The organism is Paenibacillus sp. KACC 21273, assembly GCF_028736095.1.
GTDB lineage: Bacteria > Bacillota > Bacilli > Paenibacillales > Paenibacillaceae > Saccharibacillus > Saccharibacillus kyungheensis.
Genome location: NZ_CP117876.1, coordinates 1,919,544 through 1,934,248, shown reverse-complemented (window position 1 = coordinate 1,934,248; position 14,705 = coordinate 1,919,544). Strand labels below are relative to the sequence as shown.

12 protein-coding genes are annotated in these 14,705 nt (G+C 40.6%); all 12 read right to left on the bottom strand.

Going from position 1 to position 14,705, the window contains the following annotated elements; genetic code table 11:
* Positions 1-90: 90 nt before the first annotated feature.
* Positions 91-1,077, bottom strand: a complete 987-nt coding sequence (locus tag PQ460_RS08785) for an alpha-ketoacid dehydrogenase subunit beta (RefSeq protein WP_273612911.1) — start codon at positions 1,075-1,077, stop codon at positions 91-93.
* Positions 1,077-2,105, bottom strand: coding sequence for a thiamine pyrophosphate-dependent dehydrogenase E1 component subunit alpha (locus PQ460_RS08780; RefSeq protein WP_273612912.1), 1,029 nt, complete (start codon positions 2,103-2,105; stop codon positions 1,077-1,079). Before PQ460_RS08780 ends, PQ460_RS08785 begins: the two co-directional genes overlap by 1 nt.
* A 312-nt stretch (positions 2,106-2,417) precedes the next feature.
* Positions 2,418-3,842, bottom strand: coding sequence for a dihydrolipoyl dehydrogenase (lpdA, locus tag PQ460_RS08775; RefSeq protein WP_274172381.1), 1,425 nt, complete (start codon positions 3,840-3,842; stop codon positions 2,418-2,420).
* Between the two features lie 60 nt (positions 3,843-3,902).
* On the bottom strand, positions 3,903-4,610 hold the full coding sequence (locus PQ460_RS08770) for a class I SAM-dependent methyltransferase (protein WP_274172380.1): 708 nt from the start codon (positions 4,608-4,610) through the stop codon (positions 3,903-3,905).
* An 868-nt stretch (positions 4,611-5,478) separates the two neighbouring features.
* Entirely contained in the window at positions 5,479-5,892 is a 414-nt protein-coding gene (locus PQ460_RS08765) for a nuclear transport factor 2 family protein (protein WP_274172379.1), read from the bottom strand.
* 118 nt (positions 5,893-6,010) lie between these two features.
* On the bottom strand, positions 6,011-6,475 hold the full coding sequence (locus tag PQ460_RS08760; RefSeq protein ID WP_274172378.1) for a MarR family transcriptional regulator: 465 nt from the start codon (positions 6,473-6,475) through the stop codon (positions 6,011-6,013).
* 289 nt (positions 6,476-6,764) lie between these two features.
* Positions 6,765-6,980: a hypothetical protein gene (locus tag PQ460_RS08755; RefSeq protein WP_273612917.1), complete on the bottom strand. Its 216-nt coding sequence runs from the start codon at positions 6,978-6,980 to the stop codon at positions 6,765-6,767.
* A 281-nt stretch (positions 6,981-7,261) separates the two neighbouring features.
* The gene (locus PQ460_RS08750) at positions 7,262-8,455 is read right to left on the bottom strand and encodes a glycoside hydrolase family protein (protein ID WP_274172377.1); all 1,194 of its coding nucleotides are present in this window, start codon (positions 8,453-8,455) and stop codon (positions 7,262-7,264) included.
* Complete coding sequence (locus PQ460_RS08745) at positions 8,452-10,065, bottom strand: response regulator transcription factor (RefSeq protein ID WP_274172376.1); 1,614 nt, start codon at positions 10,063-10,065, stop codon at positions 8,452-8,454. Before PQ460_RS08745 ends, PQ460_RS08750 begins: the two co-directional genes overlap by 4 nt.
* A 56-nt stretch (positions 10,066-10,121) precedes the next feature.
* Complete coding sequence (locus tag PQ460_RS08740) at positions 10,122-11,996, bottom strand: sensor histidine kinase (protein WP_274172375.1); 1,875 nt, start codon at positions 11,994-11,996, stop codon at positions 10,122-10,124.
* A 549-nt stretch (positions 11,997-12,545) separates the two neighbouring features.
* Positions 12,546-13,865, bottom strand: a complete 1,320-nt coding sequence (locus PQ460_RS08735; RefSeq protein ID WP_274172374.1) for an ABC transporter substrate-binding protein — start codon at positions 13,863-13,865, stop codon at positions 12,546-12,548.
* Between the two features lie 48 nt (positions 13,866-13,913).
* Complete coding sequence (locus tag PQ460_RS08730; protein ID WP_274172901.1) at positions 13,914-14,702, bottom strand: carbohydrate ABC transporter permease; 789 nt, start codon at positions 14,700-14,702, stop codon at positions 13,914-13,916.
* Positions 14,703-14,705 lie beyond the last annotated feature (3 nt).

Below are 14,705 nucleotides of genomic sequence, written 5' to 3'. Positions count from 1 at the left end.
TTAGATATTTTGCTATGCAAACATCTTCTCACAATTTGTATAGTTACGCTGATGGCATCAACACATCAGCGTTAAAGTCATTCGTTCATTTTAAAATAAAGCTAGATCACGCATAGCTGTTTTTACTTTATCTTTGTTCAACATAAAGAATTTCTCTTGCGGTGGATTGATAGGCATTGGTGGTGTATCCGGTCCAGCAAGACGACGAATAGGCGCATCTAGTTCGAATAAACATTCTTCTGCGATAATAGCCGCAACTTCTCCGCCCACACCGCCTGTTAGATTATCTTCATGCACAATCAATACTTTACCAGTATGACGAGCAGCATCAATAATCGCTTGACGATCTAACGGTTGAATCGTACGCAGATCCAGAACATGACTGGTAATGCCGTCTTCTTGTTCTAATTCTTCTGCCGCTTGCATAATAAAGTGTAACGGTAAGCTATAACTGATCACTGTAATATCATCGCCTGAACGTAGCAGATTCGCTTCACCGATCGGCACAACATAATCATCATCAGGTACATCACCTTTGATTAGTTTGTAACATTTTTTATTTTCAAAAAAGAGTACTGGATCAGGGTCACGAACAGCAGCTTTCAATAGACCTTTAGCATCATAAGCCGAATAAGGTGCTACAATCTTCAATCCTGCTGTACCAAAAAATACTGATTCCATACACTGAGAATGGTAAAGACCTCCGAATACGCCACCCCCGATAGGAGCACGTACTACTAATGGGCAACTCCAATCGTTGTTGGAACGGTAACGAATTTTGGCAGCTTCACTAATAATCTGATTCGTTGCTGGTAACATAAAATCAGAATATTGCATTTCTGCGATAGGCTTCATCCCGTACATCGCTGCTCCGATGGCTACACCTGCGATAGCAGATTCTGCAAGCGGTGTATCCATTACACGATCTTCTCCAAATTGTTCCTGCAATCCTTTGGTGGTTGTAAATACGCCACCTTTAAGTCCTACATCTTCTCCCAAAACAAATACATTATCGTCCAGCGCCATTTCTTCTTTCATTGCCAGACGAATTGCATCGATATATTCCATCATAGCCATTACTGATTACCCTCCTCATCGCCTGCAAACACATGCAGCAATGTATCTTCAGCACGCGGATAAGGGGCATTGTCCGCATATTCCGTAGCTTCTTTCATGATTTGAACGTATTCTTTGCTTAATTCTGCATCTTGCTCTTCTGTCCAAATACCGCAATCCATCAGGTATTTTTTATAACGAGGCAAGCTATCTTTTTTCCAGTTCTCATCGACTTCTTCTTGAGTACGATAAGCCAGATCATTATCTGATGTAGAGTGTGGAGACAGACGATATAACATCGCTTCAATCAAAGTAGGGCCTTCACCATTGATAGCACGTTCGCGAGCTTCTTTGGTAACACGATATACTTCAAGCACATCATTACCATCTACTTGTACACCCGGGAATCCATAACCTAATGCACGATCGCTAATTTTACCACTGATCTGCTTATGTGCAGGTACAGAGATGGCGTACTGGTTATTTTGACACATCATAATAACTGGCAATTTATGTACGCCAGCAAAGTTACAGCCTTCGTGGAAATCACCTTGGTTGCTTGATCCTTCACCAAATGTAACAAAAGAAACTAACTTTTTCTTTTTCATTTTGGCTGCAAGTGCAACACCGACTGCATGAGGAACTTGAGTCGTTACCGGGCTGGAACCTGTCACAATGCGTAGGCGCTTGCTACCAAAGTGACCTGGCATTTGTCGTCCACCACTATTCGGATCTTCTGCTTTGGCAAACGCAGACAACATCAATTCACGCGCTGTCATACCGACAGATAGAACGAATCCATAATCACGATAATACGGTAAAAAATAATCTTCTTCCCGATCCAGAGCAAATGCAGCACCCACTTGTGCCGCTTCATGTCCTACACCGGATACGTGGAAATTGATTTTACCTGCACGTTGTAATAAATGACAACGTTCGTCGAATTTACGTGCCAAAAGCATATATTTGTACATCTCGATTGCTTGAGCATCGGTCAATCCTATTTGTTCATGTCTAGTTTGTTGGTCAATAGTACCTTCCGCTTTCATAGCAGGTACCTCCTTAAAATTAGATAAGCTTTATAGCGAAGCTAGCTTGTCTTTTTGATTAAAATAGAAGATTGTACAATACGTGTCCGTCACTACAACAACCTTTGATCAGTTATTTTAAGCTACTGGAACAGATTATTCAACAATCGGGTTGTTCGACTTCAAGTACAGGTTAATGCTTGTCTTAAAACCTGGTACTAAGACTTGAGCCTAAACCTATTATAATCACATCACGGGCAAAAAGAAAAGACGGATTTCTCCATCTTCGCTTATAAATCGTTATATTTAGTGTCAAAAAGAGTAGAATTGAGATTACATTCCGATAGATTTACCATCTACAGCTAACATTGCTTCACCCAAAATTTCGGCAAGTGTCGGATGAGCATGAACCGTCTGAGCAACTTCCCATGGCGTGGCATCAAGGAATTGCGCCAGTGCCGCTTCGCTAATCAAGTCGGTCGCTTGTGGTCCTATAATCTGAACGCCAAGCAGATCATCTGTCTTGCGATCGGCGATCACTTTCACAAAACCGTCACTTTCTCCATAGACCAGAGCTTTACCGATCGCTTTGAAAGGAAACTTGCCTACTTTGACATCTATTCCTTGCGCTGTTGCTTCTTGTTCTGTAATACCTGTGCTTGCCACTTCCGGACGTGTATAGACGCAACGGGAAACTTGAAGCGGATTGTAGTGAACCTCTTCTCCGCAAATATGATTAACTGCTGCGATACCTTCATGACTGGCTGCATGTGCTAATTGAAGCCCTCCAATCACATCGCCAATTGCATAAATATGTGATTCTGTAGTCTGCATTTTGTTATTGACTTTGATAAATCCGTTCACGATCTGTACATCGGTATTAGCAAGTCCGATACTTTCGGCATTGGCTTGACGACCGATCGATACCATTACTTTGGATACGGTTAACACATGCTCTTGTTCTTGATGACGGATCGTAATCGATAGTTGCTGTTGATCCGATGCAGGTGCATATGTATCTGTAAGCAAAGTCGCTTCTGTATAAATAGTTACTCCACGTTTTTCGAGCAATTTGCGCAATTCGCGAGCTACTTCTTGATCTTCAGCAGGTAGAATTTGAGAAGCCGCTTCAACCACAGTAATCTTCACACCAAAATCACTTAACATCGAAGCCCATTCCATTCCGATCACACCGCCACCGATAATTAACATCGATTCAGGCAATGATTCCAATTGAAGCGCATGATCACTATTTAGAATAAGTTGACCATCTGCTTCAAGACCTGGAAGAACACGAGGACGAGACCCTGTAGCGATAATTAGATTTTTGGAGACGACGGTTTCCATTTCGCCATCTTCGTACTCGACAGCAACTGCTCCACTTTGCGGAGAAAAGATAGAAGGCCCGATTACACGTCCTTTACCTTGAACAACTTTGATTTTATTTTTACGCATCAAATACTGTACACCTTGATGCAATTGATCGACAATACCTTGCTTACGGGCTTGTACTTTGGCAAATTGTAATGTGATATTGTCTGCTGCGATTCCATAGTCTTCGCTTTCTTGCATAAGTGCAAATACCTCTGCACTACGCAGTAAGCTTTTGCTTGGAATACAGCCGCGATGTAGACAAGTTCCGCCTAATTTATCCTGTTCAATAATCACTACTTCTTTCCCCAATTGAGCCGCACGAATCGCAGCCACATAGCCACCTGTTCCTCCACCTAGTATTGCAATATCACAATTAATCGTCATCGTTAACAGTCACTCTCTTTTCTATATCTATATACAGTACTATTGCGTTAAAATGAGTTTTTACAATTTTCGTTTTAAAATAAGCATTGATTCTGCACCTTTTTGAAAAATATAAGGCGTCGGCTTTTCTTCGCTTATCCATTCTCCTGCACTTGCTGTAAAGATCGCTTCTTCTATAAAAGAAACACGTTCTCCTTGCAGATTAACTAACGGAAAAATGCGTATTTCTTGGGTAGTTACACGCATCATCTCACGCAAACATTGAATATGAAACGACAAATCTAACCGATCTGCATACATAAACAAAAAATGAGCAGACAACGTCAAATCTACAGACTTATCCGGTAATGGTAACTGTGGCAAAGTAGCCGGAATATAACGTTGATCATACTGTGCTCGATCCTTACAGAACGTTTCCAGTGCAAATAGTCGTGTATTTCCTAATTGCTCTATCGTTCCCATCATCGTCCAGTCATATTCGTGGTGTGCTGTCTGCATATGTTCTAACATATGGGCAATATCTTGTTTTCCTTTAGCGTGCAGAGCATCAGTATCAAATGTATACGCGATATCTGTAGCTATCACATCCAACCCATGTTTGGAAGCTTCAGCTGTAAACGAGCATGCACCTGCTGGACAATCCAATATTCGCCGTCCTTGCAACTGCTCTTCGGTTAGATCAAACATCGACATATACTCGTTGTACGTTCTGCCTATAAATATAATCCGATCTAAATGAAGACCACCTGCCTGTAACTTTTCACTCATCTCAGCTCAATTCCTTTCTCAGCTCAACTATGCTCGGCTCATCTATCCTTTTGGTGCAACCTCTATGTTGCCCGTCTATTTTAACATATCTATAGCTACAAGTCTGCTCAGTTCTTATGCTGCTGCGCTCATTACCGTACTGCACAGCCTGTTCATGATGTTCAATGATCACAGATGCAGGAAATGATTGAACGGCTGCAAAGTATCGAGACTATTCAGCAACTTTGTATATGGTTATTCATTTTAGGTATCCAAAGGAGAGCTGATTCATGAACACTACCGTCAAGAACATAATACATTATGATTTACAAATGAGGCGATTTTGACCCACTTATAGGAGCAGCCTGCTTCCTTATTTCATGAGGAAACAGGCTGCTCTTATGCTACGATATCGGCAACAGTTGCTCATCTGTATGTGGTCGATCATATATAAATGAAAAAAAAGAATGCCGCCGCATCCTATGGTTGAAGAGCTATAATCAATTCTTGATTGAACTATTTTAGCATATCATAATGTGGGGTCGGCATAGAATGAATAATTATATATAAAAAATCCTCTAAACTGTGGAATAGACCACAATTCAGAGGATTTTCGTTGAGAGAGATTATACTATAATTACGTCCACAAGCGAAGTAGATCAATAATCCTACCAACAACCAGATAAAGAACACGATCCCAATCAATGCTGTAAGGCGAATCATTAGGTATAAGCAGAGGCAATAGTTCTTAACTGACTCACTTGATTCAGTTTAATCATTTACTCGTAATCGGTCATAAATTATTGATACCAGACAGCTACAATTTAGGACTGCGATTGGACAGTGAGCATGTTGTAGTGAATATGGAGATTATGGAACTTCTACAGCGTTAGCTCAAGCTGGCAATTTCCTTAAATTCAGCTTTTTGATCTAACGGACAGGACAACTCATAGCAACGCAGTATCTTCTCTCCTTGCAGCTCAAAAATAGCAATTAGCTCCACCTGTCCACGCTTGCCGTTTTTCTTTTCCACATCGACTGTATAACGTAAAGTGGCTGTTTGTAACGGTTCGTCATATACATAATGGGTAAATGGCGAAATTTGTACAGATTGTAACTCTTGTCGCAGCATACGAATATGATGCTTAAATTCCGCTAGATCACTACGTACACCATCGGTAACCTGTACGTATTCTGGTACAAAATACTGATCAATACAGGTATCATCCATACTGATAACAATATCGCGGTACATTCCGTTTAAAAATATCATTGCTTCGGATTTGTTTAATTGTCTAATCATTGTGTAATCCTCCAGTTTGTATAAAAGTGATTTATCTATATTTCATTAGATGCGTGCGTTTTTGTACATTCAGGCAGATTCAGCTACTAAGCCATATTGATATCAAATATCAAAGTCATTATATATACTCTGTCCACGTATGCAAAAAGCGAATAATTGTAGACAGTTCTGCCTCATCAAACTGACTAAACAACTGCTCATATTGTTCCAGTAGACGATCATGAAGTCGTTCATGAATGGTGGCGAGCTGCTCGCCTGTTGGTGTAAGTGTATAATAGACTTCTTTCAGGTTATGGGGGCTGCGCACTTCTCGAATTAGCTCATGCTTCAGAAGTATAGCGGTCGCTTTTGTAACAGCTGGTCGTGAAATGCGTAATTGCTCAGCCAGATGCATATTGTTTACCTCTCCCTGGATGTGCAAAATAGACAATAGATGTAACTGCGTAATCGTCCATTTGCGAGTGGGCGCCTCCATCTCTGCTGCCATTTGTTCAGCCAGTTGCTGTTGTCGCTGTATATTATCTTCACGTTTCAGCAATAGCTGCTCTACCGCTTGAAATGCTTTCTCATGCATTGAATTCATAACTGCACTCCTTTTTATATTATTAACCGGTTAATAATAATAGTTTACTGGTTAACAATATGCCTGTCAACCATGCTTTTTTGCCACACTGTTCTACCTGTATGAGTTGTATAAACCATATCAAGCCAGTTCTCTTATCCAACTGATTATGAAATACAGTGGGTAGAGAAGCTGGCTTGTTATTGATCGGGATAGCTGTAAAGTAATAGTCTTATATCCGATAGTTAACTATTCTATGCAATGTATTCGTATCACAATGATGTGTTTACTCGTGATTTTTTCAGAAAAATTATTCGTACAATGCATCACGTAAACGACTAGACATTTTGGGCTGTTGAGCATTCACTTTAAGCAATGCTGTACGCAGACGTTTATTTTCGGCAGACACGGTCTGTAACGTATGAAGTAATTGCTCAATTAAAGGAGCATCACCTGCTGTCCATTCTGATCGTGTTAACAACTCATTCAGTTGTTGTTCTAAAGAAATTCGCTCTTCTTCAGTCATCGTTATTCTCCTCTGTCATACATTATTATTCATTATTGTGTATGTTGCTTGATCATTATTGGATTCTACCTAAAAGGTTATATCCACACCTTATCATATTTTACGATGACCGCTATTGTATATACTGTATCTGTAACATCAACAAACCGGGCAACAGTATGCGCCCGGTTCAATACTAATAATAGATTAATACTTATCAGGTACATCAGTACCCTTTTATAGTTCCACAAATGATAATAATCGTCAATCTATTTACGTTATAGATAGATCAAGCATTTTCTTCAATAAGCTTCCGGTGTGAACAATCCTTGCTTACCTTGCAGTTTCACTAATGCTTCTGCAAAAAAGTAATCTCCATAAATAATCGAGACATTTAGATACTTCTGCTCTGGATAATGAACCGTTCCTTTGGAGATCAATCCTTCGCCCCCTGTTTCTCGCGACGAAAATTGTTCATATAATCCTTGCACTAACAATTCACCTGCACGTTGATAAAAAGACTGCTCTTGCTCGGGTACATGGCGAGCCAGTTCTAACAATCCACTGGCTGCTATCGCTGCGGCTGACGAATCCCAGGCTATCCGATGCTCATCCGGTGCGCGAAAATCCCAAAAAGGCACAATGTCTTCGCCTAATTCGGTCAGGAAAAATTGAGCTGTCTGCTTGGCAATCTCCAGATAACGCTGTTCTCCTGTGTAGGCATAAGACAAAGCAAATCCATGAAGTGCCCATGCTGTTCCTCTAGCCCATGCGGAACCGGGAGCGAATCCTTGTCCGCCATGTTCTTTTACCTTTTCTCCGGTAAATGGATCAAATTCAACTGCATGACAGATCGAATGGTCTTCCCGTACAAATTCTTTTGCTATCGTATCGGCATGCTCTCTTGCAAGTGCTTGATAACGTGGATCTCCTGTTTCTTTGGATGCCCAGTACAGTAGCGGTAGATTCATCATACTATCAATAATAGCAACCCCGCGTGTATCCATAAAAGTAGAACCAAAATTCCATGCACGAATATAACGACCACGCACATTATATCTGGCGGCTAATAGATTCGCTGCTAACAATCCACGACGACGAGATTCTAGATTACCGGATAATCGGTAATGTGCTACTCCGCTAAGAAGCCATGTGAATCCTAGATCATGATCGACTTTTTCTGGATCATAGAGACACTGCTCTAATTGAACTTCACAACTTTCCGCCCATGCAGAGACATCGATACGGTTGTTAATAGCTTGTTCTTGCGTAGAGGAATCTGTAGCTGAATTCGGGCGTGCAGGTGTAGAATGCACCAACCATAACAATCCCGGCCAAAATCCTGCTGTCCACCACTCTGCTTCACGACGATCATATTCACCTTGTTCAGCCACATGAGGAAATTGATCTTGAATCACTGTGGCTGTAGTGGATGTTTGTTGAACGACCCAATTCCATGCTTCTGTCTGCCAGACGGTCGGTGCTGTAGTATTCATATCGTATCTCCTTTGCTTTTTACAGGCGTATGGCCTGTATACAATTTGTATAGCTTGAGAAAATAGCTTTTATACTGATAACCTAACATCTGGGATACTTCATCAACTGTACCATTTCCTGCGGTAATCCATTCTTTAGCACGCTGCATTTTGACACGGGTCGCATATTCGATAAAGGTTTCACCGGTTTCTTTTTTGAACAATCGACTAAAATAACTGGCATTCAAATGTAAATGTTCTGCCACCTCTTCTAATTTGACCAGACGATTCATATGTTGTTCGACATAATTACGAGCATGAATAATTTCAGAGCGACAATTGGCTTGTAATGTCCAATCTCTTGATAATACAGCCAGCGCTCCAAAGCGAATATTCATCCATTCGGTAAGTTCATGGATATGACGAATATGCCCCATTTCACGATGTAATTCTTCTACAGAAAAAGCAAACGGTCGCTCATGCAATTGTTGTTGCTTTAATTGCCAGTCGATTGCTAATTTGAGCATAAATGTTTTGACTGTTTCTGGATGATAACGTTCTTGCTTGAGACGTTTAATCCAATTGCTAATCCAAAGATTAATCTCACCATCAGGCAAAAGCGCAAGTGACAATGATTCTGCCGCAGTTCCATAATTGGCAAATAAATCACTTTCTTTTTGAAAATCTAGTCGATAGCTAGAATCGCATAGTGTAGACGGTGGTAAGTAAAAATAACGATCAGCTTCTGCTTGCAATTGAATAGTATCGTTTATCGCTTCTTGCAAATGCATTGTTTTGGAACCACATACGGTAACAATCTCTGCTTTGGCAAATTTCTGCACACTATAGATCAATTGGTACATCACTTCATGCAGTATTTTTTCTTGTTCAGCACTAGAGCGAATCGGCAAAGCAAACCAAATAAAGCCTTCACCAGGGCTTTTGCTCAAATGCACAGCGGTTCCTGAATGTTCTACTATTTCTTCGACGATATTTTCTACAGTAAATGAAAGCAAATCAAGATCATGAAATCGCTGTTTGCGCTCTTCATTGGCTGTGACAGTGTAATAGACAGGTAGAATCAATTTACCACGTGTGTCTAATCCAAAATGAGTCAATCGCTGAATCCCATATTCTTCATCTTGAATACTACCTGACAACAATTCACTGGTGAATTTGCGCTTAATTAATAACCGATGTCGCAAATGATCTTCTTGTAGTCGTTGATGTTCACTGGAATGCGATTGAGCTTGATCCAGTCGCTGGCGTATCTGTTCAAGAATAGGTACCAATTGATCTGCGGTTAGATTTTCTTTGAGCAAATAATCTTGTACGCCTAGCTTCACCGCTTGTTGTGCATAAGCAAATTCTCCATGACAGGAAATAATGACTGACATTAGTGATAGATGTGTCTGCTTGAGCGTGGAAATTAATTGAATCCCATCGATCTTAGGCATTCCAATATCGGTAATCAATACATCTGGATTGTGTTCCTGCCCATAAGTAAGCGCTTCCTCTGGATCGCTAAAAGAACCTGCTAATTGAAAGCCGAGTTGCTCCCACGGGACAGCACGAGACAAATAATGAAGTACGGGCATGCTATCATCGACCAGTATGACGCTATACATCATCATCAACCTCCTTTGATATCTCAAGCTAAATTATGTTCTATGGCTAGGGCTCCAATCTATTGCTTATGCGGCAATCCGATCTTGATCTCTGTTCCTTCGCCGGGATGACTTTCGATGTGTACTTGTACAGTAGAACCATAGATCATTTGCAAACGACGGATTACATTCGTCAAACCAATTCCTGAGATGGCAGGCACAGAAGGTGAACTTGACTTGTATTCTGCTGAGCTATGATCGGATGATGTCTTTTCACTCATGTCGTCTGTATCTGCTGTTGCTACATCTGTTTTGGATAAATCCGTATGTGTAGATGCTGATAATGATAAAGGATGTTGAGCGTATTCTATGTTTGGTTTCTGAATCTGATCTATCACTTGTTGTACCGCTTGCAAACGTTCTTCGTTCATCCCTTCGCCACTATCACGAATACTGATCCATAGCACATTATCTTTCAACCAAGATTGTATCCACAAAATACCGCCGTACTTCGACAATCCATGATGGTAAGCGTTCTCAACCAGCGGTTGAACAATAAATCGAGGAACATAGATACCGACCGTATCTGTAGCTAATTCCATTTCTACATGTACTTTAACTTCGCGCTGAAAATCTACCAGACGAATATAATGTTGTACCGTTTCTATTTCTTCTTGTAGTGGAATACACTCATTGCCCCGATTCACTGTCATGCGTAGTAATGAAGATAGTGAGCCTAGTAACACTGCCGCTTCTTCAGAACCTTTTAACAATAGATCCATCCGAATCGCACCTAGAATATTAAAAAGAAAATGAGGATTGATCTGTGCTTGGAGCATTTCTAGTTCTGCTTTGCGACGTTCGCTTTGTTCGCATTCTATCTGGATAATCATCTCTTCAACTCGATCTAACATCGCATCTAGCGATTGACCGAGTACACCTGCTTCATCTTCTCCACGAATACCGGAACGAATACTGAGATTATCGTTATCAATTTTGCGAACAACTCCTGTTAATTTGACGATCGGACGGGTCAAACGTGCAATCCCTAATACCAGCAAAATCAGAAAAACGATCAACACTGCCATCTGTACAAAATTAGTCACTTGATAGATACGATTAATCTTTTCAGCGGCAACGCCATAAGGAACTAATCCTTCCAATCTCCATCCAGCGACAGACATGTCTCTTTCCAGTTCAAGGATACCTTCTCGTTGTTGATATAGTTGTGTAAAATCGCTACCGATCCATGCGTTATTCGGATGAGAAATAATCTTGTTATCTGCTCCAACGATCATCATCTGAATCGTAGAATTGTACTTATTGAGGACGGCTTTGAGTTGTTCTTCATTCATACTTACGATCACATAACCATATACTTTACCTGATAATAAGCGTAAACTGCGAGCTACCGAAAGCATATACGTTGGTGGTTCTTCTTTCGATTGCAGATATGATGGATGAAGTAAAAAGTTCAGCTTCCCCCCTGTTACAAATGAACCGCTATTGGTCAGTTGATGGATATCGAGCTTATCAAGCTGGTATTGATCTGACTGGAAATTGCTATATACCATTTTACCATTTCCTGTCCAGACGGAAATATAGACTTGTTCGCCTGCATAAGAAAGATTGTCTAGCTTTTTGGTGACATCAGATGCTTCGGTCTGTCCTACATAGATTCCGCTACGCCGATATTTAAGTGCTAGATTGAGTTCTTGATCCAAGTACAGGTAATTGGAAATATAGATCAGCCGATTGATCTGATCGGTTAAGTACAGATTCGCTGCATCCAATGAATTGCCTGCATTTTGCAAAACGGTTTCTTTCATCATGTCTTTGGTTAGCCAGCTAGATAACATTGTGCCTGCGCCGATCGTTAACAGTAAGCAACAGGCTACGGAGGCAATTAGCTTGCCCCTTAGTGAAGTGTGCCAGATTCTCCTCCATGCCTTCATGCTCATATGACCTTTCATTGTGGATTAAAAGTTTACATCAAAAATGGTGGGTGGGAGCGTGAAGGAGGTTGTCCGCTTCGGTAAAGGAATTGTCCTTGTCATCGCTGTTGAACAAAAATACCTTGATTGACCTGAGCGGTCGGTATTTTTATTCAAAGGCGACCGCTTCGCTTTTTCAGGACAATTTCCTTTACCTCCGCTCCGACGCTCCTTAGCTCCCACGCAATTTCTTGATGTAAAGCTTTCTTAATTTGAGGTAGCCGTTTTAGGGCTGAAAGAAATTAGTTTGTTTATGTTATAAGAATTTTTGGTTTTGTGGTGATTGGGATTTCTTTGTTATGGGTTTTGTAGCTTTAGTATAGAGTTCTTTAGTATAGAGTTTTGGCTATTTTATAAGAATGTTTTAGATGAATGGTGTGATTTTATTTTTAGTTGGTTTAGTTAGTATATAGGTTTGTTTTTATTTTAGAGAAATTCATTTCATTTCATTTTTTTCGTTTGGTTTATGATTTTTGTTTTATTTTATATTTTTTGTATAGATGCTATAGATTAGCTTTTATTGGCGTCTATGATTTGTTGGACGATGGCTTTGGCGTTGGTGATGGTGGTGTCGATGTCTTGTTTTTGTAGGATATATTTTTCGAACTCGGCGTTGACTTCTTGTTCGATTTCACTCAAATATGGGACAGCAGGAGCTTTATTGATGCCTTTGCTGACTTTGAAAGTATAGATGAGTGAGTCTAGATCGACATTTTCTGGATGGGTACCATTGTTGATAATACTCTCCAATGCTTTGCTTACATCTGCTTTTTGCCAGGAAGAAATATCTGTGCCTTGCGCTTGAATACCTTCTGTAGTCATCCAGCGGATAAATTTCATCGAAGCGTCTTGTTTGTCTGAACCTGCGCCAATTCCGTAGTAATCGTAGTCATTGCTAGAATAGATTTCTTTGGTATCTGCGCTATTTTTGGGATAAGGTGCGACAGCTACTTTGAAGTCTGGTGCAGATTCTTTGCTACCTGCGATATTAGAGTTCATCCAGCTTCCCATGACTAGCATACTTGCCGATCCACCTAGAAATTGATCACGATAGTTTAATTTTTGAGAAATAGCATCGCTATAAGGAACAGCGGATTTGTCTTCATGTTCTGCATTATAACGAAGTTCAAACGATGCCCTAAAGTTCGGATCGTCCATATTGGATGTTCCATCTGCTTTGAGATAGCTATTGTTCTCCGGTTGATTTAATAGTTCTAGTAGCGTCTGAGATGCCCATGTATGGAAGTATACACCATAGTAGCTATGATCCGGTGCTGTTAATTTTTTGGCATATTCTCGAAATTCATCCCATGTCCAATCAGTAGGTACTTTTAAGCCTGCTTTATCCAGACGGTCTTTATTTAACAATACATACGTAATCGCACGCTTACCTGGTAGTGCATAACGTTTACCATCGACAGCGAAGTCTGCTAGATATTCATCTTCATATTTAAAATCAATCAGATCGTCTAGCGGTGCAAATAGTCCCATATCGACACGTTGAGCATACGTATTGGCATTGTTGACCATCACAACATCGATCGGATCACCTGAACCTGCGGCAAGGTCTAACTTTTTGATATATTCATCGGTATCACTTTTTTCAGACAAGCCCACATATTGCACTTCGATATCTGGATTCTTTTTTTGCCATGCTGCATAGACATCATCCCAATGGAATTGATCTTTGGTATACCATGTGTAAAATGTAATTTTCGTTTTGCCATCTGCGGTGGTCGCTGCATCTTTAGCCGGGCCACATCCTGCGAGTACCAATAGTAGACAGCAACTTATAATAATCATTGATTTCCATCGTAGATTCAATTTCATGATAATCCCCCTTAGAATGTATGCATTGTAGATGAAAATAAATTACGTTTATCCTTTGACACCACCGAGTGCAATGCCACCAATCACATGTTTTTGAGCCAGTAAAAAGACGATCACTAGCGGTAAAATAGCCGAGCATGTACCTGCCATAATCAGCGAATAGTATTCGCCGGTCGCATCGGCAAAACGGTTAATTCCTAGTTGAACCGTAAATAGTTCTGGCGAACGTAGAAAGATCAGCGGTGCTTGATAATCGTTCCATGTCCAGATAAAGCGCAGAATCGCATATGTAGCGATAAATGGTTGCACTAACGGTAATGCTATTTGAGCAAAAATCCGTAGATGCCCTGCTCCATCAATCTTAGCGGATTCAATAAATTCACTATGAATCGACATAAATGCTTGGCGCAACATAAATGTGCCTAGTGCGCTGAACGATTCGAGCAATACCAATCCGATATGGGTATCAAAAAGCCCTAGACTGCGATACATAATAAATTGAGGAACCAGTACAGCTTGCCCTGGAATCATAAAAGTCAGTAAAACGATAATAAATAATGTATCCCGACCGCGAAAATAGATTTTGGAGAACGCATACGCTGCCATTGCTGAAGTAATCACTGAGATTAGAATCGTCATCACCGATACTTTGATCGAGTTCCAGTAATACAGCATAAATGGCGGATCACCGAACCAGACAGCACGATAATTTTCGACTACATTCCAGTTATGCGGAATCCATTGCACCGGATATTTGAATACATCAGCTTCTGGCTTGAACGATGCTGACAACATCCAGATAAAAGGTAGTAAAAAGATAACGCCTATCACCAGCATGAT